We start from the raw sequence: 19,925 nt of genomic DNA, 5'->3' as shown, positions 1-19,925 counted from the left end.
TAGCTACACACTAAATTCAAAAGGTATCGGCTATACGGACCTGGTGGAACCCAACTTCAAAAGCCCGCTCCGTGGCCGTATCAATATCCCGGTAACACTTTTCGCTGCCTGCACCATCGGTCAATGGCACAAAGCCGCCCCGGCGATGACGAAATTCCACAATCCAGCCGTTGGCCTGAATCGATGGCTCGATAACCGCTTCCACTATATCGCTATTGGCATACAGATGCTGTAGTTCAGTTAATGTCATTTGCCCACTTCCTGACTGATGTATCACTTTTAAAAATGGTACAAAAAAGCGAAAACAGGCAACAAAAAAGCCACGATAAATCGTGGCTTCGATATTCTTTGCTCTGCGAGTAGCGCTTAGAAGTCCAGCTCTACACCAGCAAACCAACCGTCTAGCTTCACTTTGCCTTCAGTTTGCTTGATGAAATCAAAGTCGTAGTCCATCACGCGGTAGCCAGCACGCAGGTTCAGATCTGCAGCAATCAGTGGTAGTGACCACTTAACACCAGCCTGGCCATCAACCGTGTTTGTGCCGTCATAGTTTCCGAAGTTCAGATCGCCAAATACTGATACCGGCGTCATTGGAATACCTGCCTCTACGTTACCGTACAGGTTCGGCTGCCACTCGCTGAAATCTTCACCCAGGAATTTACCCGCATTGAACTTGGACAGGGTGACACCCACATCGAACGCAATCGCGTCGTTGTCCAAGATTTCATAGTAAGCCGTGTAGTCAGTCTGACCAAATGATACTGCGCCTGCATCAATATCAGCGTAACGTAGACGGAAATTAGGCACCAATGGAATAAAGTGCTCAAAGGCCAGGTGATACGACAGGTGGGTATCATCACCGCTGGTGCTGGCATCGTTCACTTTTGCATCTGCAAACCATGCGTCTGCACCTGCTTTTACTCCAAGAAGCATTGCCGCCTGAGCTGGCACTGCCGCTGCTAATGCTACTGCAGCCGCCACTGCAGAAATAGCCAATTTATTCATCCGAGTCTCCGCTCTTTATTAGAATTTAAAAACGGCCAAACTATACCAGATGCCGTACAAGAAAACCGCACTTCCTTCGCAGAACCACCACTTTCAGTTCAATTGCTAGGCAAGCTTTTGTAAGAAAAAGCAATTTATCTGGCATCGTCATCAGCGGCGGTGATAGCGACCTCTATGCTGGCAGTCACCCTTCTTTCCGCGGTACAGCCAAACAGCAACACCGATTAAAATTAACCAAGGCAGAAGCTTGAGCATCACACCAATCATCCCCGCCAGCGCCATCACCACAAAGCCTGCCAGCACTGCGAAAGCCATACCGACCAAACTCACGCCAGTGAAAATCAATACCATCGCAAATACCAGTAAAAACAGAAACTCAATCATCTTTTGACCCCTTTAGTTTTTATCCTATCTTGTTTTGTTAATAGCACAATTCAGGCCAACAGCATGACTTTCAAAATAATCATTTACTTTCAATCACATAAAAAAAGGACGCTGACCTTATATGATCAACGCCCTATCTAACTTGGCTTTTTTCACCATGATATATGGCGAAAAAAACCACATAGATGATTGGTTACCGCTTAGACATCCAGGTGTGCCGGTATTTTTTCCAGTGCCTGCTGGAGCACTTCAATACCCGCTCCCGGTTTATGCGCATTCTCACTAATGTGGCGGCGCCACTGACGCGCCCCCGGCATATTCTGAAACAGCCCCAGCATATGGCGAGAAATATGGTTAAGGTAAGACCCATTGGCGATCTGACGCTCGATATACGGATACATCGCCTCTACAACCTCACGACGCTTCTTCACCGGCTTATTGCTGCCAAACAGGCGCTGATCCAGTTCAGCCATCATATACGGGTTCTGGTACGCCTCACGGCCAACCATTACCCCGTCAAGATGCTCGAGGTGAGCTTCAATTTCGGCCAGTGTTTTTACTCCACCGTTAACCGCCATGGTCAGGTGGGGGAAATCGCGCCTAAGCTGGTATACACGCGGATAGTCCAGCGGTGGGATCTCACGGTTTTCTTTCGGGCTCAGGCCACTTAGCCAGGCCTTGCGGGCATGGATAGTAAAATCATCACATCCGCCTTTTTCGCTGACGGTACCGATGAAGTCAGTCAGGAACTGGTAAGAGTCCTGATCATCGATGCCGATTCGGGTTTTTACCGTCACAGGAATATCAACCACTTCGCGCATAGCCGACACGCACTGCGCCACCAGCTCGGCTTCGCCCATCAAGCAGGCACCGAAGCGACCGTTTTGGACTCGATCTGACGGACACCCGACATTTAGGTTCACTTCATCGTAACCACGCTCCTGAGCCAATTTGGCGCAATGAGCCAGATCTGCCGGGTTCGAGCCACCTAGCTGAAGCGACAGTGGGTGCTCTTCTTCGTTATAGGCCAGATAGTCTGCCTTACCATGAATAATTGCGCCGGTTGTCACCATTTCGGTATACAGCAGCGCATGCTCGCTCAACTGACGATGGAAATAACGGCAGTGACGATCTGTCCAATCCAACATCGGGGCAACGGAAAAGCGGCCTGATGGATAATCAGCACTCCGGGTGGATTCAGTTTGTAAATTGTCGCGGTTGGCAACAACATTATCTAGCATCGAAAAGCCTCATTTTGACCCGTGTACCCGTCTTTGAACGGCAGTTTACTTTAAAGAGAGCGGATTCTACCCCATAACGGCCGTTTGCCCAACAGGGCCGGCTATGAGAGAAAATAATAATTCCTGCTTAGCTCTGCTGTATAGAAAGTCTAGCCGACTCGAAAACACACAGTGAAAAGAACATAGCAGGCAAAACAAATCCAACAGTAAGCAATTGATAACAAACCGATAAACCAAACCACCAACCACGATGTACAGCAATTATAGCTTTTGGACACCAATAAACCCAAAAAAGCTGTACATGTTGAATATACACCTAGCTATCAGCAGGTTACAGATCATTACCAGCCAACCTATAAAGGTCGTTCACCTTTTTGCCACCCTTCACACAAAAAGCTGCACAACGCTTATTCCACCTAGTCGTAGGCTAACCGGCGACTAGTAGCCCAGTAACTGACGGTAGGATCGAGACTCAATGTCAGAACGTTCCAATCCCAGCTTCTCTCCCAGCTCGAGACAGCCCGCTTTTAAGTCGTCAAGCCGATGTTTGTCATCCGTCATGACGGCAATCTCAGCAAAGTCTCCTAACTCACTCACCCTATCCAGGGTAATGTGAAATTGCCCGAGGAAATAAATACTCCGGGTCTTTGTAATGCAAAATGCTGCCTGATAGCCCAAGGTTTTCAACATGCTGTGTGTTTTATCAACCGATTCTATCTTGACGGCCTCACAACGATCATTTCCCGGGCCTTTCACGATCCATAGCTTAATGCCGGAAGGCTCCATGCTACGTACACTCATACTGATATCCCGGTGCACCAGAGGACTATCCACTCTATCGAAGTAGGTATCTGTCTCTTGGTTATGCGCTACAAATTCGGTGGCACCGAGGGAGCGCAAGCGCTTTAGGATCGCCTCATGCCCTTGGATCCGGAATTTGTATTCCACTTCATATTTACCAATAAAGTGCTCTGCCATTTAGCTCTCTTCCATTTGCCTGTCGCTCCCCGTAAAAGGGTTTCGCACCAGATATGCTCAAAGTGATAACCATTCTACCAACACTTTAGCCCTCGCTTACAGGCCGGAAGCAATTACTTCGCACTCCAGTATTTGGCCTATCATAGGCTAAAAGGATTAACTAAAAGTAACATGATATTCTTTTTAATGCATTTGATAACTCATTGAGTTAAAAAGCATATCTTTGTTTGCATTCTTCTTCCGTACAGCTTTATGAGCTTTTGAGTTATAATGCCGAAAAAGCTGCACAAGCTGTACAAGCTGTACACTGGATACAAATCAATGACTTAAAGGAATTCATTTCATTGAGGGCATCAGATGTACAGCTTTTGGGTGTACTTTCATGGCAAAGCAGGACGCAACGGGTGAAGAGTCGAAGGATTGATGTGATGAAAACTGTTGCTTCCTCCCCCTGGCATTATTTGTTCTTCACCGCAATTGCCGGATAAGCTGACGTGATCAGGCACACGAATTTTCTGACCTATTTCGCCGGAATTAAGCGAAGTAAGGTACCTTTTCCAAATGCTATGATAAACTACTGGACTTATCGCTGTTTTTTGAGGTTATATGGCAAATCAAACGCAACTGCTGACAAAGGCACAACAGATTTGCGAGCAACGAGGAGTAAGGCTGACACCTCAAAGGCTGAAGGTTCTCGAGATTATCGTTGAGCATCATAGTTCGATTAGCGCCTATGAGCTGCTGGATCTTCTCAGAGAAACCGAACCACAAGCGAAGCCACCGACGGTATACCGAGCCCTTGATTTTCTATTGGCTCAGGGCTTTGTACATAAGGTCGAATCCACCAACAGCTATATAGCCTGTTGTGTGCTCGGACATGCTGACCACTGCTCTCAGCTGCTAATATGTGATGAGTGTGGTACTGTCGAAGAATGCCATGATGATGAACTGGCTAAACTACTGCGCCAGAAAGCAGAAAAGCACGGCTTCCAGATATCGAATCATGTAGTGGAAAGCCACGGCATTTGTCATGAATGTCAGAACAGCAAGCAGTAACTCTTACTTTTACTAATACAGTCATTATCAGATTATGCGCGCAGAATTTGTAAACCCTTTTCTAGCTTCACTTCTGAATGTTTTGAAGACCATGGCGTCGATGGAGCTAGCACCACAAAAGCCTCGAGTAAAGAAAGACGAAGTTGCTCGCGGTGATGTATCAGGCCTGATCGGCATGATTGGGCCTAAAACCAAAGGCTCGATGTCAATCACCTTTGACGAGCCGCTGGCTCTTGAAATCATGCAACGTATGTTGGGCGAGCGCCCGAACGGTATCAATGAAGAAGTCACTGATATGGTTGGTGAAATCACCAACATGGTGACCGGTGGCGCGAAGCGTATCCTGGCTGACAGAGGCTATGATTTTGAAATGGCCACACCTGCCGTAGTCTCTGGCCGCGGCCATACCATCACTCACAAGTGTGATGGCGCCATCATCATTATGCCGTTTGACTCTGAGTACGGTAAGGCATTTATTGAAATCTGCTTTGACGGCTAGTCAGCACTACCATACCTGTTAATCGCCCCAGTCAGAGCTCTCTGGCTGGCGATTCTTCCTGCCTGAAATAATGATAACTATCACTTTGAAATTTCTGTGAAGTTGCCACAAATCCCAGATAAAAAACTACCACCTTCCACGTATTCGGTCTAGACTGGATATGCTGAATAAGCATCTACACACTTATAGTGTCAGCCTTCAGCTCGTAATTTTGCTGACTGCTATCGGTCAAGCAAGGAACTACCCTCATTCAAAGGAAAGATCGTAACATGAACAAACTGACTGGAACCGTAAAATGGTTTAACGATGAAAAAGGCTTTGGCTTCATTTCTGGTGCTGATGGCAAAGATGTATTCGTTCACTTTAGTGCTATCCAGGCTCAGGGCCGCCGCACACTTCAAGAAGGCCAAAGTGTTGAATTTATCGTGACAGATGGTCAGAAAGGTCCACAAGCAAGCGAAGTTGTCGCGCTTTCTTAATGCTGCTGAGCGTTGTTAACCTCAGAATGAAAAAAACGCCGCTAAGCGGCGTTTTTTATCGATATTAAAGCGGCAGCTTAGCTACGCCACTGCTTAAACGCATTAATCAGGCCATTAGTCGAGCTATCGTGACTAGCGATCTCTTCGGCATTGTTCAGCTCTGGCAGGATGTTGTTTGCTAGCTGTTTGCCCAGCTCGACACCCCACTGGTCAAAACTAAAGATGTTCCAAATCACACCCTGAGTGAAGATCTTCTGCTCGTACAGTGCAATCAGCGAGCCCAGTACCGAAGGCGTTACCTGCTTAACCAGGATAGAGTTAGTCGGACGGTTACCTTCAAAGACCTTGAATGGCACCAGCTCTTTTACCTCTTCCAGAGTTTTACCGGCAGCCACAAACTCAGCTTCAACCTGCTCTTTAGTCTTACCAAATGCCAGTGCTTCCGTCTGGGCGAAGAAGTTTGCCATCAGTTTAGGATGGTGATCGCTCAATGGATTGTGGCTAAGTGCAGGCGCAATAAAGTCACATGGGATAAGCTTGGTACCCTGGTGGATCAGCTGGTAGAACGCATGCTGGCCATTGGTGCCTGGTTCACCCCAGATAATTGGACCTGTCTGGTAGTCAATCGGGTTACCGCCACGATCAACGCACTTACCGTTAGATTCCATGTTGCCCTGCTGGAAGTAAGCCGCAAAGCGGTGCAGGTACTGGTCGTACGGCAGAATAGCTTCAGACTCGGCACCGTGGAAGTTGTTGTACCAAATTCCGATTAGCGCCAGAATAACCGGCAGGTTCTCTTCCAGTGGCGCTTCTGCGAAGTGCTTGTCCATTGCATGGGCACCGTCCAGCAGCTCAACAAAGTTATCGAAGCCGATAGCCAGGCTGATTGACAGACCAATCGCCGAGCACAGTGAGTAGCGACCGCCAACCCAGTCCCAGAACTCAAACATGTTGTCTGTGTCGATACCGAACTCTGATACCGCACCCGCGTTGGTAGACAACGCAGCAAAGTGCTTGGCAACGTGGGCCTGATCCTGTGCTGTTGCCAGGAACCAGTCACGCGCAGAGTGTGCGTTGGTCATAGTTTCCTGAGTAGTAAACGTCTTAGACGCAATCAGGAACAGGGTAGTTTCCGGGTTAAGCGCTTTTAGCGTCTCGGCAATGTGCGTACCGTCAACGTTCGATACAAAGTGCATGTTCAGGCGCGTTTTGTATGGTGCCAGTGCTTCAGTGACCATGTATGGGCCAAGATCAGAACCACCGATACCGATATTAACGACATCCGTAATCTCTTTGCCGGTGTAGCCTTTCCAGTCACCGTCAACGATGCGCGCAGTGAAGCCTTTCATCTTCTCCAGCACGGCATTCACTTTCGGCATCACATCTTCACCGTCAACCATCACAGGCGTATTACTGCGGTTACGCAATGCAGAGTGCAGTACCGCACGACCTTCAGTCTGGTTGATTTTCTCGCCGCTGAACAGATCAGCAATCGCTGCTTTCAGTTCAGTTTGTTCAGCCAGAGCAAATAGCTTGCTCATGGTTTCTTCGGTAATAAGGTTCTTGGAGTAATCAAGCAGAATGTCTGAGCCAAAGTTCGCCGAAAACTTGGCAAAACGCTCGCTATCCTGTGCAAACAGTTCGCTCATCTGAAGATCCTGTGCATCTTCGAAATGGGCTGTCAGCGCTTTCCACGCCTGAGTGTGCGTTGGATTGATGTTTTTCAACATGGTGAAGTTCCTGATATTGTAATTCTTAATCCATTGATCCAGTCAGTATCATCCAGACCATGGATCCCCGATATTTCTGAATGTTGTCAATTTTAGCGCAACCAGCAAAGTAGGCTATTTTTTTGTAATTTTACGACTTATGTCAGATTATGACTCGAAGCCGCCTCTACCTTCATTGAGTCAGGTCACGAAAACAGAGAGTAAATAATAGACGGAAAATTCCCTGATGAGTACAGTAATCATCTAATATGACAGCAATATGGTAATAAAAAGGTATACGCTATGTGGTTCCAGAAAACAATTCAACTCAAGCCGAGGCGCCGAGGCTTTCATCTCATAACCGATGAAATTGAACAACAAATCCCGGAACTCCATCAGTATAGTATCGGCCTGGTACACTTGTTTATCCAACATACCTCCGCCAGCCTGACCCTCAATGAGAATGCCGATCCGACCGTGCGTAGTGATATGGAATCCCACTTTAATCAATCCGTTCCGGAACGCGCGCCCTACTACCAGCATACCTATGAGGGTGACGACGATATGCCGGCCCACATCAAGGCATCCACCCTGGGCAGCAGTATCACCCTGCCCGTGTCACAGGGACGTCTGGCGCTCGGGACCTGGCAAGGGATCTATCTGGGCGAGCACCGAGATCACGGGGGAAGCCGACGGGTCGTGGTAACAATACAGGGAGAGTAACGCTGGCAGGCGAAAGGTGAGTATCGGGTAGGAAATACCGAAACCCGATACCCAACATCGTTTAGAACGGCTGGTTAATCATCACGCGGAACAGACTGTCCTCACTGCCCCAGGCCATTTCGGTGCGGACAACAATCCCCTCGACCTGAAAACGGATTGCCCCACCGGCGCTCCATTTCATGTCCTGGTGCAGCGTTTTCAAATCATATTCACCGGCCACCCGCCCGATATCAAGAAAGGCCACCCACTGCCACCAAGGTACGTCATACCAGTTAAACACCGGCCAATCGCTGAGTGGCTGCCAGTCGGGCAATACCCGGTATTCCATGCTATAGCTCAGGGCCGCACGATCGACAAACCGGCCGCTCTGAAAGCTCCGGAGCCGGTACAGGCCACCGAGACGGGTACCAGCATAAGCCGGTGGACGGCGCAGCGTGTCAACACCACTGACTGTTTCCGTACTGTTCCAGCTCGGGGTATCCCCAGTATAGACATTCAGGGCCATCACCTGTTGATCGAAAATCTCTCCCAGCGCGCCGATATCCCAGAACCAGCTCTGGCTCAATTCCCATTTCCACCAGCTGGCATGATCAGAACTGCCCGGATCATAAGTCACCCCGAACTGGCTCCGGCTACCCGTGGTGGGATTACGACTGTTATTGCGGTTATCCCAATCCAGCCGGGTTTCCAGCCCCCAGACACTTTCCGCCTCGTTAAACGACGGATCATCGGTGGCCAGGTCGAAAAACTCACGGCTCTGATAAAACGGCCTGAACTCTAACGAGGTCACACCGCTCGTCCACGGCGTATAGCCAGACAACGGCCGTTCCGGTCTCAGCGCCGCTTTTATTCCCTGAGTTTCCGCCGCACCGAGCGGCAATATATAGCGGGCAGAAATGCGATACTGACTTTCTGCCGCATCGGCAATCGTGGCGTCATCTGCTACCGAGTCATTACGGGTCGCCTCGCCAAGATAGTAGTCAAACTGCTTGAACTCGGCCGAATACAGCTCAGCACCAAATAACCAGCGGCTATCGGTATCAATGATATAGTTACTGGCGCCAAGGTAGGCAAGCCAGGTTTCTTTGTCCGTTACCAGCCCGGCGCCCAGCAGTGCTGCCTGCGGCTGCCCGGCACCTTTCAGCACCCCGGCCATACCAACTGCCAGGCCCATCGAGTCACTGGTAAAGACAAACGGCACCGCTGCGGTTTCTGGCTCCCAGCTCGGCCAGCCATCAGCATGCGTCACGAATGAATATGATAAAGCCGCAGCAACTGCTGCGGCTTTGAAACAATAAGACTTAATCAAAACTGTCCGAATCTTTACGGGTTATAAATAGGCCATGGCCACTCGCGAAGTCAGCTTTGTCACCAGTTCGTAGGCGATCGTGCCAATATGCTCGGCAACCACCTCGGCTGGCAAGCCTTCTCCCCACAATATCGCTTCGTCACCCACTTTGTCAGCAGCGTCCGGGCCAAGATCGACCGTCAGCATGTCCATCGAGACCCTGCCGGCCATCGGCACGATACGGCCATTGACCAACACCGGCGTGCCGTTCGGGGCCGCGCGCGGGTAGCCATCGCCATAACCGATCGCAATAACCCCTACTTTGGTGTCCCGCTCGCTGGTCCAGATCCCGCCGTAGCCCACCGCCTCGCCTTTTTTTACATCCCTGACGGCAATCAGGCTGGACGTCAGCGTCATCACCGGCTTCATGCCGAATGACGACGACGAGCGCTCGGGCTCCATAAACGGTGACACACCGTACATAATGATCCCCGGACGGATCCATTCCAGTTGGCTGTCAGGCCAAGCCAGGATACCTGCCGAGGCAGCCAGAGAACGCTCGCCACGGCAACCGTCAGTCAGGCTAAGAAAGGTATCAATTTGTTGATGGGTAACCGAGCTGTTCAGCTCATCGGCGCAACCGAAGTGGCTCATATAACGCAGCGGCTTAGCCACATTCGGGCATGCATGCAGGCGATCAATAAATTCAGTGAGCTGCTCGGGGCGAACACCGAGGCGGTGCATACCGGTATCAATTTTCAGCCACACCACAACCGGACTATCGAGTCGGGCCTGTTCCAGGGCCTCTAGCTGCTCGAAAGAATGCACCACGGTGTGGATATTGTTGGTTACCAGTACCGGCAGATCAGTGGCGGCATAGAAGCCTTCCAGCAAAAGGACAGGTTTTACTATTCCACCCGCCCGCAGCGTCAGGGCTTCTTCAATACGTGCGACGCCAAAACCATCCACATCTGGCAAACTTTGCGCCACGTGAGCCAAACCGTGGCCATACGCATTGGCCTTTACCACTGCCAGTATTTTGCTGTTCGGTGCCTGCAACCGGAGTTGGCTGATATTATGGGTCAGTGCTGCTGTGTTGATATAAGCTGTCGCCGCTTTCATTAAAAATCCTACATCAATGAATCCGGCCTGGGCCGGCAAGCCGGCACCAAGTCATCAAGAAAATCCGTCCGCTTACTCTTCGTCGAAAGCCGGGCCGGCATAGTTATCAAATCGGGAGAACTGTCCCTGGAAGGTCAGACGCACCGAGCCAATAGGACCGTTACGCTGCTTACCGATAATGATCTCGGCAATTCCTTTTAGGGCACTGTCTTCGTGGTAAACCTCATCACGGTAGATAAACATGATCAAGTCGGCATCCTGCTCGATGGCTCCCGATTCACGCAAGTCCGAGTTTACCGGGCGTTTGTCAGCACGTTGCTCCAACGAGCGGTTCAGCTGCGATAGCGCCACGACAGGAACATTCAGCTCTTTCGCCAATGCTTTGAGGGAGCGTGAAATCTCGGCGATCTCCAGGGTACGGTTATCCTGCAGGGCAGGTACTCGCATCAACTGAAGGTAGTCAATCATGATCATGCTCAAGCCACCGCTGTCACGAGCAATACGGCGGGCACGGGAACGTACCTCCGTCGGGGTCAGGCCCGAGCTATCATCGATGAACATATTCTTCTTTTCCATCAGAATACCCATCGTCGATGAAATCCGCGCCCAGTCCTCGTCATCCAGCTGGCCGGTACGGATCTTGGTCTGATCGACCCGGGACAGAGAGGCCAGCATACGCATCATGATTTGTTCGGCGGGCATCTCCAGCGAGAAAATCAGTACCGGCTTTTCCTGCTCCATGGCTGCATTTTCACACAGGTTCATCGCAAAGGTGGTTTTACCCATCGACGGACGTGCCGCCACGATGATCAAATCAGAGCCCTGCAGACCGGCTGTTTTCTTGTTCAGATCGCTAAAGCCGGTCGAGACACCGGTCACACCGTCCTGAGGAGTCTGGTACAGCAGCTCGATACGCTCCAGGGTTTTCTCCAGAATCGTATCGACATTCTGCGGGCCTTCATTTTCGTTGGTTCGCTGCTCGGCAATCGCAAATACTTTACTCTCTGCCATATCGAGCAGGTCTTCACTGGTTCGTCCCTGCGGATCATAACCGGCATCGGCAATCTCATTGGCCACCCCGATCATATCGCGAACCAGCGCCCGCTCACGCACAATCTCCGCGTAAGCCGAGATGTTTGCCGCTGACGGGGTATTTTTGGCCAGCTCCGCCAGGTAGGCAAAGCCGCCGACATCCTCCAGCTGATCGGAACGCTCGAGCTGCTCAGAGAGAGTGATCAGATCCAGAGGCTGACCACCTTCAAGTAAAACCGAGACACCTTCAAAAATAATCCGATGAGGGCGGCTGTAAAAGTCTTTGGGGACCACTTTCTCAGCCACGGTATCCCACTTCTCGTTGTCCAGCATCAAGCCACCCAGGACGGATTGCTCGGCTTCCAGAGAGTGAGGAGGCATTTTGATAGCGTCCATCTGGGAATCTTTGGGTTTATACGGTTTACTTTTCTCTGCCATAGGAACTGCGTGCTTACCGGAAACTAGGCCGGGGATTATACCTTATTCATGCGAGGTCTATGTATCAATATAGTGGGGAAAAACACATTAACTGACAAGCTTGCTTCTCCCTGGAAGATTATGCCGCTTATTTCAGCTCGATATCGAGAATTGCCATGATTCTTGACCAAAAGCTGACATAGTTCAGGTAAACTTTGTAGCCCGGTTCCATTTTTCGCTTATTCATGTCCCTAAGGAGGACACACTTGGCAAGATATTTACTGGCCTTATTACTGCTTGCCAATACCCCCGCCTTTGCCGACGACGACAAGCCAACTCAGCTCCCGCCCCCCTGGTCCAGCGAGCTTGAACTCGGCTACCAGTCCCTTGGGGGAAACTCTGACTCAGAGTCGCTCAACACCCGGGTCGAACTGACCTATGTGAAAAACCAGTATCGCCAAACGGCCGAAGCCAAGTACCTGCTGGCGGAAAAAGACGGCGAGGAAGACAAGCGCAAGGGCCAGATTGAGCTACAGAGTGACGTGAAGATTAACGAGCGTACCTATGTGCTGGGAAACGCCAACTATGTTGACGACAGGTACGGCCCGTACTTTACCGATTTTACCCTGGCCACCGGTCTCGGTTATCAATTGCTGCGGCTGGAAACCTTCCAGATGGAAGTCGAAGCCGGCCCGGGCTATCGCCACCAGGAACCGAATATTGATGAAATTGACGATGATGACATCATCGTGCCGGAAACAGTCGATGAGCTGATCCTGCGGGGAAGCACCAAATTTACCTGGAAACCGTCGAAGACCATTGAGTTCAATGCCCGCTTTACCGGTGTGGCCGGTAACAGTAACAGCACCCTGGAAACCGAAATTGACCTGACCAGCTCTATCACCGACCACATCGCAATCAAGTTCAGCAACACCCAGAAGATCAACAGCTGGGTACCGGACGGGCTGGAGAAACGAGACTCAACGATGACAATCAACCTACTGTTCAAGATCTAGCAATGCCATCCTGCCGGTAACACTGCATTTTGTCAGGCTCCAGATACAAAAAAACCAGCCCGAAGGCTGGTTTTTTCTAACAACACTAAAAGCTATTACTCTGCAGCAACAACGTTTAGGTTGATAGTTGCGAATACATCAGAGTGCAGCTGGATGCTGATCTCGAATTCGCCAGTAGTACGTAGTGCGCCTTCAGGTAGACGAACTTCGCTCTTCACTACTTCAACGCCAGCTGCAGTTACAGCATCAGCGATGTCACGAGTACCGATAGAACCGAATAGTTTACCTTCGTCACCCGCTTTAGAAGCGATTTCTACAGCTTCTAGAGCGTTCAGTTTTTCAGCACGCGCTTCAGCAGCAGATAGTTGCTCAGCAACTTTTGCTTCTAGCTCAGCACGACGAGCTTCAAACATTTCAACGTTAGCTTTAGTTGCCATAACAGCTTTACCCTGTGGGATAAGGAAGTTACGAGCAAAACCCGCTTTAACGTTAACCTGATCGCCAAGGCCACCTAGGTTACCGATTTTATCAAGTAGAATAACTTGCATTATCTTGTCCTCTTAAACTTAATTAAACCGCTACCGATTACTGATGCTTGTCAGTGTATGGTAGAAGTGCTAGGTAACGAGAACGCTTGATAGCGCGAGCTAGCTGACGCTGGTATTTAGCGCGAGTACCAGTGATACGGCTTGGTACGATTTTACCAGCTTCAGTGATGTAGTTTTTTAGAGTTGCTACGTCTTTGTAGTCAATCTCTTGTACGCCTTCTGCAGTGAAACGGCAGAATTTACGACGACGGAAGAAACGTGCCATGGGCTTATCTCCTGAACTAAATTTTTTCAATGTGATCGGCATGTAACACTAATTTACCAATGCCATTTCGGCCGGTTTGATAAGAGACAAAGCCCCCTACCTTAATGTGACTGCCGACAGCTAAATCTTGAGTGAGTGTTTGCTGACCTTGCCCGCTGACGACCACGTTAATGTAACAGTACACTTGACGGGGTAAATCAGCTTCCCGCTGGTAGGAACGATGCTCAAGCACAAAGTGACAATGAGGAATTCCCGCCAGGGACTTGCTTCGTTTGGGGTCTTTGGCGATAACGCCAGATAACTCCAGACGATTGGTCATTTACAAATTACTCAGCTGCTGCTTCGCCTTCAGACTGTGCTGGAGCTGGCTGCTCTGCACGCTCTTCACGACGTGGGGCACGCTCTTCTTTAGCCTTCATCATTGGAGATGGCTCAGTGATAGCGCCTTTAGTACGCATGATCATGTTACGGATCACTGCATCGTTGAAGCGGAAAGTTGATTCCAGCTCGTCAATAACAGACTGCTCAGCTTCAACGTTCATTAGAACGTAGTGTGCTTTGTGCAGCTTGTTGATTGGGTAAGCCATCTGACGACGACCCCAATCTTCTAGACGGTGGATCTGACCGCCAGAATCTTTGATAGCAGCAGTGTAACGCTCGATCATGCCAGCAACCTGCTCGCTTTGATCAGGGTGCACCATGAATACGATTTCGTAATGACGCATTGGTTGCTCCTTACGGATTAATCAGCTTCTCTATTTGGCTCGGTTATCCAGGAGAAGCAAGGAACTAAAAAAAGAACCGAGAATTTGGAGGCAGAATAGTATAGAGAATGGACAATTTAAGCAAGCAAATTTTATGGTTTGGCGGGAATAAAAAAGCAGGAACACAGCCATTGCTCCGTTCCTGCTCTCCTTAGCCCCTAGGTTCTGCGTTCCCTGTATCGGCTTTTAAGCGTCCTGGCGCTGGCGAACCGCTTCAAACAGGCAGATACCGGTAGCCACCGAGACATTCAGGCTCGACACCGAGCCCGCCATCGGAATTTTTATCAGGTCGTCACAAGTCTCGCGGGTCAGACGACGCATACCCTCACCCTCGGCCCCCATGACAATCGCCAGCGGGCCGGTCAGCTTGCTATGATAGATATCGTGCGTTGCCTCTCCTGCCGTACCGACCACCCAGACTCCTTTCTCCTGCAATGCGCGCAGCGAGCGAGCCAGGTTGGTTACGCGGACCAATGGCATCACTTCAGCGGCCCCACAGGCCACCTTGCTGGCCGTTGCGTTCAGTTGGGCTGAGCGGTCTTTAGGGACAACTACAGCCACGGCACCGGCCGCATCAGCATTGCGCAGACAGGCGCCCAGGTTGTGCGGGTCCGTCACACCGTCCAATACCAACAACAATGGATTCTCTTTGCCAGCCAACAGGTCATCGAGATCATTCTCGTTGTACTGCTTGCCCGGTTTGACACGCGCAATGATGCCCTGATGGGAGGCCCCTTTCACTTTATCGTCCATCGCCTTGCGGCCAGCCTGCTGCATGGTAATACCCAGCATCTGCAGCTCATTCAATACTGGCATCAGACGATCGTCCTGGCGCCCTTTCAGCACAAACACTTCGATAAAGCGTGACGGATCGGAAGCCAATACGGCTTTCACGGCATGAATGCCGAAAATTACTTGATTACTCATTACTTAGTTCTTCTTCGCTGCGCGTTCTTTTTTTCCAGCTCGTTGCTTTCGTTTCTTGGTCGACTTCTTCTTGGCTTTCTTCTTATCGTCAGCCTTGCCTTTAGGGGCTTTGTCGTCCTCAAGACGCGGGATCGCCCCCGCCTTCAGTTTCTGGCGAACCGAGCTACGCTCTTTTTTCGACTTGCTGCGGTGCTCCTGCTGCGCCTCACCGTCTTCAACCCGGTACACTTTCATGCTCTGGCGCTGCAGCCCTTCAGCCTTGCGCATCCGCTGTTGTTTCTCGCGGTTCTTGGCCGTTTTACCGGCGCCGCGCTGTTTGCGGGTACTGCCGACAATGTCGAAGTCAATCTGGCGATCATTAAGGTTAATCGAGGCAACCTTCACTTTCACCGTATCACCCAGGCGATAGACCTGGCCGGAGCTGTCGCCAATCAGGCGCTGGCCGATCGCATCATACTGGTAGTAGTCATTGGCCAGGTTGGAGATATGCACCAAGCCGTCAATGTTCAGCTCATTGAGGCGAACAAAGAAACCGAAGCCCGTCACGTTCGCTATCACACCGTCAAACTCGTCGCCGACATGATCCTGCATGTATTCACACTTCAGCCAGTCAGCCACATCGCGGGTTGCGTCATCGGCCCGGCGCTCGGTCATCGAGCACTGCTCGCCCAGCACGTCCATATCATCAAACGAATAATGGTAGCCGCCAGTCGGTGTCCAGCGATCGGTATTCTTGCCTTCCTGCTTCGCAATCAGGTATTTGATTGCACGGTGCAAGGTAAGGTCCGGATAACGGCGGATTGGCGAGGTAAAGTGCGCGTACTGCTTCAGGGCCAGACCAAAGTGGCCAATGTTATCAGCCTGATATACCGCCTGCTTCATCGATCGCAACAGCATGGTCTGGATAAGCTCCTTGTCCGGACGATTCTGGATCAGCGAAGCCAGCTCGGCATAGTCACGTGGCGACGGTTCCAGCCCTCCCGACAGGTTCAGGCTCAGCTCGCCGAGGAAATCACGGAACCCCATCAGGCGCTCCTCGCCCGGCGCATCATGCACCCGGTACAGAGCCGGCTCTTTGGCTTTCTCGACAAAACGGGCCGAGGCGATGTTAGCCAGGATCATACACTCTTCGATGATCTTGTGCGCATCATTACGCTCTGCCGGTACAATGCGGTCAATCTTGCGATCCGCATTGAAAATGAACTTGGTTTCCACCGTTTCAAATTCAATCGCGCCGCGCGATTCACGCTCGGTCTTCAGCACTTTGTACATGCTGTACAGCTCTTCAAGGTGCGGAACCAACGGTGCATAGCGCTCACGCAGCTCCTCGTCCCCTTCAAGCATTTGACTCACCTTGGTATAGGTCAGACGGGCGTGGGAGTTCATCACCGCTTCATAATGCTTGTACCCTGACAGCTTGCCACTGGCCGAAATAGTCATTTCGCAGACCATACACAGACGGTCAACCTGCGGGTTCAGCGAACACAGGCCGTTCGACAGCACTTCCGGCAACATCGGGATCACCTGGGACGGGAAATACACCGAATTGCCGCGCTTGACCGCCTCGTTGTCCAGTGCCGAGCCCTGGCGAACATAATGGCTGACATCGGCAATTGCGACCCACAGACGCCAACCGCCAGACTTCTTGCGCTCACAGTAAACGGCATCATCAAAGTCACGGGCATCTTCGCCATCAATCGTCACCAACGGCAGATCACGCAGATCAACCCGGCCTTTTTTGGCCTCTTCAGGTACTTCTTCCGATAGTCCCTGGATCTGTTTTTCAACTTCACCCGGCCACTCATTAGGAATATCGTGGGTACGCAGGGCGATCTCAATCTCCATCCCCGGCGCCATGTTCTCACCCAGCACTTCCACGACCTTACCGACAGCATTGTACTGACGGGTTGCCCGCTGGTTGATCTCGACCACCACGACATTCCCCATGCGGGCACCCATCCGGTGCTCATTCGGGATCACAATATCCTGGGAGATCCGGGAGTCATCCGGCACCACATAGCCCATGCCGTCTTCGATAAAGAAACGACCGACGATCTGACCGGAGTACTCCTGAAGTACACGAACTACACGGCCTTCGCGGCGACCGCGCTTATCAGTGCCTGCCACCTGGGCAAGAATATAATCACCGTGGATCACCCCGCGCATCTGGTGATGCGGCAGCAGCAGATCTTCTTCTTTGGCATTGGTGCCTTCAGGGCGCAAAAAGCCGAAGCCGTCGCGATGGCCAATAACGTGGCCTTTGATCAAATCTAGGCGCTCTGGCAGGGCATAACACTGACGGCGGGTAAAAATAAGCTGACCATCACGCTCCATCGCCCGCAAACGGCGACGCAGGCCTTCATACTGATCATCCCCTTCCAGCTTTAACTCAGCAAACAGCTGGTCACGGCTAACAGGAGCAGTAAAGCCGCGGATCACTTCAAGGAGCATCTCACGGCTTGGAATTGGGTTTTCATAATTTGATGCTTCGCGATCGCGAAAAGGGTCGACCGGTAAATCGGTAGTACCTTTGGACATAAGCAGATCCATATTGGCGAAGATATAACCATAGTATATCCGGGCCATAGGTGAACAGACGGGAGCAAAGTTCAATTTCTTTGCTCCACTGAAAAAATTTAGAAGTTATTGATTGGCTGTACGATTATGCGACAGGGCGATCCAACAATACACGCAGTGGCGGGTTATCCGAAATCAGGCTTGCCAGCGTATGTCTGTCAAGCTCGGCCAAAAATGCCAGCCTCGCGGAATCGAGGATCCCTTTCAGGCGACATGCCGGTGTAATGTGGCAAAAGTCTTCACTACAATTGACGATCTGCAACGGTTCAATCGCACGCACCACATCGCCGAGAACTATCTTGTCCGCAGGCATACCCAGGCGAATACCGCCATTCTTGCCCCGCACGGTTTCAACATAGCCCAGTTGGCCCAATCTATTAATGATTTTGACCATATGGTTGCGTGACACGCTATATATTTCGGTCACTTTAGAGATACTGGCCAGCTCACCTTCCGGTAACGTTGCCAAGTATATCAGGGCCCGCAGGCCGTAATCGGTAAAACTTGTTAACTGCACAATAACTCCTCCTGCCGCCATTTTAGTCTGGTTATTGACTAAAAGATACAGATCAGATACAACTTATAAGATGCATTATAAATATAACTTTAATGTGAGAAAGTAAAATAAGTCATGATAAGTCAAAAAACCATCGATACAGTTAAAGCAACTGCTCCGTTGCTTGCCCAAACCGGTCCGTCGCTCACGGCCCATTTCTACCAGCGAATGTTCAGCCATAACCCTGAGCTGAAAGATATTTTCAACATGAGTAACCAGCGAAACGGCGATCAGCGCGAAGCCCTGTTCAACGCTATCTGCGGTTACGCTAACAACATCGACAATCTGGCTGCTTTGTTGCCGGCCGTCGAGAAAATTGCCCACAAGCACACCAGCTTTATGATCACTGCCGAGCAATACGCGATTGTCGGCGGCCACTTGCTGGCGACCATCGACGAGCTATTCTCGCCGGGCCAGGAGGTTCTCGATGCCTGGGGCGAAGCTTACGGCGTGCTGGCAGATATCTTCATCAAGCGAGAAGAAGAAATCTATCAGGAGAACGAAAGCAAAAACGGAGGCTGGCGCGGTACCCGTCAGTTTGAAGTTGTCGAGAGACGCCAAGAAAGTGATGTGATCACCAGCTTCACCTTTAAACCGGTCGATGGCGGCCCTGTTGCCCCCTTCAAACCGGGACAATATCTGGGGGTTTACCTCAAACCTGACGACTTCGAGCACCAGGAGATCCGCCAGTACAGCCTGTCGAGTGCACCACGCCAAGACAGCTACCGTATCTCCGTCAAGCACGAAGACGGCGGCAAGGTCTCTGGCTACCTGCACGATACCCTTTCGGAAGGCGACAAAGTTGCACTTGCCGCCCCCGCCGGAGACTTTTTCCTGGAAGTTGAACCGACAACGCCTGTCGTCCTGATTTCAGCCGGTGTCGGCCTGACGCCGACGCTGTCAATGCTAGAAACCCTCACCGGCCATCAGGCCGAGGTGCACTGGCTGCACGCGGCCGAAAACGGTGCTCAGCATGCCTTCAAAGAGCAGGTGCGTACCATCGCCGATCAGCACGAGCATATTACTGCCACCACCTGGTATCGCGAACCACTTACGTCTGACCGTCCAACAGAAGACTACCAGCACCAGGGTCTGATGGATCTGAGTCGCCTTAAAGACAGCCTGACGACACCGGGGATGCATTACTATTTCTGCGGACCGGTCGGCTTTATGCAGCATATCGGCAAGCAGTTGATCAACATGGGGATCAGCGAAGATCGTATTCACTACGAATGCTTCGGCCCTCATAAAGTGCTGTAAGGTAAGCCAGAACAAGCGCGGATACGAAAAGAGAGGCCCAAGGGCCTCTCTTTCATATGTTCATCATACTAACGCTGCT

At 51.0% G+C, this 19,925-nt stretch carries 23 protein-coding genes; 7 read left to right on the top strand and 16 right to left on the bottom strand.

Translation table 11 applies throughout. The features are described from left to right. Nucleotides 1-16: 16 nt before the first annotated feature. The 5 genes from L4D19_RS28275 to cyaB form a co-directional block, all read right to left on the bottom strand. The gene (locus L4D19_RS28275) at nucleotides 17-250 is read right to left on the bottom strand and encodes a thymidylate kinase (protein ID WP_239410396.1); all 234 of its coding nucleotides are present in this window, start codon (nucleotides 248-250) and stop codon (nucleotides 17-19) included. Nucleotides 251-366: 116 nt separating this feature from the next. Next, a complete protein-coding gene (locus L4D19_RS28270) occupies nucleotides 367-1,005 on the bottom strand; it encodes a TIGR04219 family outer membrane beta-barrel protein (RefSeq protein ID WP_160657800.1) in 639 nt (212 codons plus the stop codon). A gap of 150 nt (nucleotides 1,006-1,155) precedes the next feature. Continuing rightward, nucleotides 1,156-1,389 carry an envelope stress response protein PspG gene (pspG, locus tag L4D19_RS28265; protein ID WP_160657798.1) on the bottom strand — a complete coding sequence of 78 codons (234 nt, stop codon included), beginning with the start codon at nucleotides 1,387-1,389 and terminating at the stop codon, nucleotides 1,156-1,158. A 200-nt stretch (nucleotides 1,390-1,589) separates the two neighbouring features. Next, on the bottom strand, nucleotides 1,590-2,630 hold the full coding sequence (gene dusA / locus L4D19_RS28260; RefSeq protein ID WP_428455135.1) for a tRNA dihydrouridine(20/20a) synthase DusA: 1,041 nt from the start codon (nucleotides 2,628-2,630) through the stop codon (nucleotides 1,590-1,592). Between the two features lie 438 nt (nucleotides 2,631-3,068). Further along, nucleotides 3,069-3,608 (bottom strand): class IV adenylate cyclase, encoded by a 540-nt coding sequence (gene cyaB, locus L4D19_RS28255; RefSeq protein WP_428455134.1) that lies wholly within the window; start codon nucleotides 3,606-3,608, stop codon nucleotides 3,069-3,071. A 227-nt stretch (nucleotides 3,609-3,835) separates the two neighbouring features. Between cyaB and L4D19_RS28250 the strand changes: the two genes are divergently transcribed. The 4 genes from L4D19_RS28250 (at nucleotide 3,836) to L4D19_RS28235 (ending at nucleotide 5,642) form a co-directional block, all read left to right on the top strand. Next, entirely contained in the window at nucleotides 3,836-4,096 is a 261-nt protein-coding gene (locus tag L4D19_RS28250; protein WP_428455133.1) for a hypothetical protein, read from the top strand. A 118-nt stretch (nucleotides 4,097-4,214) separates the two neighbouring features. Continuing rightward, a complete protein-coding gene (zur, locus tag L4D19_RS28245) occupies nucleotides 4,215-4,664 on the top strand; it encodes a zinc uptake transcriptional repressor Zur (RefSeq protein ID WP_075767876.1) in 450 nt (149 codons plus the stop codon). 34 nt (nucleotides 4,665-4,698) lie between these two features. After that, the gene (locus tag L4D19_RS28240; protein ID WP_075767875.1) at nucleotides 4,699-5,163 is read left to right on the top strand and encodes a chemotaxis protein CheX; all 465 of its coding nucleotides are present in this window, start codon (nucleotides 4,699-4,701) and stop codon (nucleotides 5,161-5,163) included. Nucleotides 5,164-5,432: 269 nt separating this feature from the next. Next, the gene (locus tag L4D19_RS28235) at nucleotides 5,433-5,642 is read left to right on the top strand and encodes a cold-shock protein (protein WP_047875438.1); all 210 of its coding nucleotides are present in this window, start codon (nucleotides 5,433-5,435) and stop codon (nucleotides 5,640-5,642) included. Nucleotides 5,643-5,719: 77 nt separating this feature from the next. On the opposite strand, the gene pgi is transcribed toward L4D19_RS28235, so the two are convergent. Further along, nucleotides 5,720-7,372, bottom strand: coding sequence for a glucose-6-phosphate isomerase (gene pgi / locus L4D19_RS28230; RefSeq protein ID WP_428455132.1), 1,653 nt, complete (start codon nucleotides 7,370-7,372; stop codon nucleotides 5,720-5,722). Between the two features lie 282 nt (nucleotides 7,373-7,654). Here pgi and L4D19_RS28225 point away from each other — a divergent pair, with 282 nt between their 5' ends. Then, nucleotides 7,655-8,074 carry a secondary thiamine-phosphate synthase enzyme YjbQ gene (locus L4D19_RS28225; RefSeq protein WP_428455131.1) on the top strand — a complete coding sequence of 140 codons (420 nt, stop codon included), beginning with the start codon at nucleotides 7,655-7,657 and terminating at the stop codon, nucleotides 8,072-8,074. A gap of 61 nt (nucleotides 8,075-8,135) precedes the next feature. On the opposite strand, the gene L4D19_RS28220 is transcribed toward L4D19_RS28225, so the two are convergent. The 3 genes from L4D19_RS28220 to L4D19_RS28210 form a co-directional block, all read right to left on the bottom strand. Continuing rightward, nucleotides 8,136-9,380, bottom strand: coding sequence for a BamA/TamA family outer membrane protein (locus tag L4D19_RS28220; protein WP_428455149.1), 1,245 nt, complete (start codon nucleotides 9,378-9,380; stop codon nucleotides 8,136-8,138). Nucleotides 9,381-9,404: 24 nt separating this feature from the next. Continuing rightward, nucleotides 9,405-10,484, bottom strand: a complete 1,080-nt coding sequence (alr, locus tag L4D19_RS28215) for an alanine racemase (protein ID WP_075767872.1) — start codon at nucleotides 10,482-10,484, stop codon at nucleotides 9,405-9,407. A 72-nt stretch (nucleotides 10,485-10,556) separates the two neighbouring features. Next, nucleotides 10,557-11,954 (bottom strand): replicative DNA helicase, encoded by a 1,398-nt coding sequence (locus L4D19_RS28210; RefSeq protein ID WP_160657786.1) that lies wholly within the window; start codon nucleotides 11,952-11,954, stop codon nucleotides 10,557-10,559. Between the two features lie 245 nt (nucleotides 11,955-12,199). On the opposite strand from L4D19_RS28210, the gene L4D19_RS28205 reads away from it, so the two are divergent. Next, on the top strand, nucleotides 12,200-12,949 hold the full coding sequence (locus tag L4D19_RS28205) for a DUF481 domain-containing protein (RefSeq protein ID WP_428455130.1): 750 nt from the start codon (nucleotides 12,200-12,202) through the stop codon (nucleotides 12,947-12,949). Nucleotides 12,950-13,044: 95 nt separating this feature from the next. On the opposite strand, the gene rplI is transcribed toward L4D19_RS28205, so the two are convergent. The 7 genes from rplI to nsrR form a co-directional block, all read right to left on the bottom strand. Beyond that, nucleotides 13,045-13,497: a 50S ribosomal protein L9 gene (rplI, locus tag L4D19_RS28200; protein WP_075767869.1), complete on the bottom strand. Its 453-nt coding sequence runs from the start codon at nucleotides 13,495-13,497 to the stop codon at nucleotides 13,045-13,047. Between the two features lie 37 nt (nucleotides 13,498-13,534). Next, entirely contained in the window at nucleotides 13,535-13,762 is a 228-nt protein-coding gene (gene rpsR / locus L4D19_RS28195; protein ID WP_002539422.1) for a 30S ribosomal protein S18, read from the bottom strand. A 16-nt stretch (nucleotides 13,763-13,778) separates the two neighbouring features. Beyond that, nucleotides 13,779-14,081, bottom strand: coding sequence for a primosomal replication protein N (gene priB / locus L4D19_RS28190; RefSeq protein WP_160657782.1), 303 nt, complete (start codon nucleotides 14,079-14,081; stop codon nucleotides 13,779-13,781). A 7-nt stretch (nucleotides 14,082-14,088) separates the two neighbouring features. Continuing rightward, on the bottom strand, nucleotides 14,089-14,487 hold the full coding sequence (gene rpsF, locus L4D19_RS28185; RefSeq protein WP_075767867.1) for a 30S ribosomal protein S6: 399 nt from the start codon (nucleotides 14,485-14,487) through the stop codon (nucleotides 14,089-14,091). A 225-nt stretch (nucleotides 14,488-14,712) separates the two neighbouring features. Further along, the gene (gene rlmB / locus L4D19_RS28180; RefSeq protein WP_428455129.1) at nucleotides 14,713-15,453 is read right to left on the bottom strand and encodes a 23S rRNA (guanosine(2251)-2'-O)-methyltransferase RlmB; all 741 of its coding nucleotides are present in this window, start codon (nucleotides 15,451-15,453) and stop codon (nucleotides 14,713-14,715) included. 3 nt (nucleotides 15,454-15,456) lie between these two features. Then, nucleotides 15,457-17,991 (bottom strand): ribonuclease R, encoded by a 2,535-nt coding sequence (gene rnr / locus L4D19_RS28175; RefSeq protein ID WP_428455128.1) that lies wholly within the window; start codon nucleotides 17,989-17,991, stop codon nucleotides 15,457-15,459. A 124-nt stretch (nucleotides 17,992-18,115) separates the two neighbouring features. Then, nucleotides 18,116-18,547 carry a nitric oxide-sensing transcriptional repressor NsrR gene (gene nsrR, locus L4D19_RS28170; protein ID WP_160657774.1) on the bottom strand — a complete coding sequence of 144 codons (432 nt, stop codon included), beginning with the start codon at nucleotides 18,545-18,547 and terminating at the stop codon, nucleotides 18,116-18,118. A 114-nt stretch (nucleotides 18,548-18,661) separates the two neighbouring features. Here nsrR and hmpA point away from each other — a divergent pair, with 114 nt between their 5' ends. Further along, nucleotides 18,662-19,846, top strand: coding sequence for an NO-inducible flavohemoprotein (gene hmpA / locus L4D19_RS28165; protein WP_428455127.1), 1,185 nt, complete (start codon nucleotides 18,662-18,664; stop codon nucleotides 19,844-19,846). Nucleotides 19,847-19,925 lie beyond the last annotated feature (79 nt).

The organism is Photobacterium kasasachensis (assembly GCF_050336885.1).
Taxonomy (GTDB): domain Bacteria; phylum Pseudomonadota; class Gammaproteobacteria; order Enterobacterales; family Vibrionaceae; genus Photobacterium; species Photobacterium kasasachensis.
This window is presented reverse-complemented; position numbering and strand designations above follow the sequence as displayed.

Bases quoted from the DNA above. Each gene is read 5' to 3' on its own strand.
- L4D19_RS28275 (WP_239410396.1), bottom strand. From the start codon at position 250: ATGACATTAACTGAACTACAGCATCTGTATGCCAATAGCGATATAGTG.
- L4D19_RS28270 (WP_160657800.1), bottom strand. From the start codon at position 1,005: ATGAATAAATTGGCTATTTCTGCAGTGGCGGCTGCAGTAGCATTAGCA.
- pspG (WP_160657798.1), bottom strand. From the start codon at position 1,389: ATGATTGAGTTTCTGTTTTTACTGGTATTTGCGATGGTATTGATTTTC.
- dusA (WP_428455135.1), bottom strand. From the start codon at position 2,630: ATGCTAGATAATGTTGTTGCCAACCGCGACAATTTACAAACTGAATCC.
- cyaB (WP_428455134.1), bottom strand. From the start codon at position 3,608: ATGGCAGAGCACTTTATTGGTAAATATGAAGTGGAATACAAATTCCGG.
- zur (WP_075767876.1), top strand. From the start codon at position 4,215: ATGGCAAATCAAACGCAACTGCTGACAAAGGCACAACAGATTTGCGAG.
- L4D19_RS28240 (WP_075767875.1), top strand. From the start codon at position 4,699: ATGCGCGCAGAATTTGTAAACCCTTTTCTAGCTTCACTTCTGAATGTT.
- L4D19_RS28235 (WP_047875438.1), top strand. From the start codon at position 5,433: ATGAACAAACTGACTGGAACCGTAAAATGGTTTAACGATGAAAAAGGC.
- pgi (WP_428455132.1), bottom strand. From the start codon at position 7,372: ATGTTGAAAAACATCAATCCAACGCACACTCAGGCGTGGAAAGCGCTG.
- L4D19_RS28225 (WP_428455131.1), top strand. From the start codon at position 7,655: ATGTGGTTCCAGAAAACAATTCAACTCAAGCCGAGGCGCCGAGGCTTT.
- alr (WP_075767872.1), bottom strand. From the start codon at position 10,484: ATGAAAGCGGCGACAGCTTATATCAACACAGCAGCACTGACCCATAAT.
- L4D19_RS28210 (WP_160657786.1), bottom strand. From the start codon at position 11,954: ATGGCAGAGAAAAGTAAACCGTATAAACCCAAAGATTCCCAGATGGAC.
- rplI (WP_075767869.1), bottom strand. From the start codon at position 13,497: ATGCAAGTTATTCTACTTGATAAAATCGGTAACCTAGGTGGCCTTGGC.
- rpsR (WP_002539422.1), bottom strand. From the start codon at position 13,762: ATGGCACGTTTCTTCCGTCGTCGTAAATTCTGCCGTTTCACTGCAGAA.
- priB (WP_160657782.1), bottom strand. From the start codon at position 14,081: ATGACCAATCGTCTGGAGTTATCTGGCGTTATCGCCAAAGACCCCAAA.
- rpsF (WP_075767867.1), bottom strand. From the start codon at position 14,487: ATGCGTCATTACGAAATCGTATTCATGGTGCACCCTGATCAAAGCGAG.
- rlmB (WP_428455129.1), bottom strand. From the start codon at position 15,453: ATGAGTAATCAAGTAATTTTCGGCATTCATGCCGTGAAAGCCGTATTG.
- rnr (WP_428455128.1), bottom strand. From the start codon at position 17,991: ATGTCCAAAGGTACTACCGATTTACCGGTCGACCCTTTTCGCGATCGC.
- hmpA (WP_428455127.1), top strand. From the start codon at position 18,662: ATGATAAGTCAAAAAACCATCGATACAGTTAAAGCAACTGCTCCGTTG.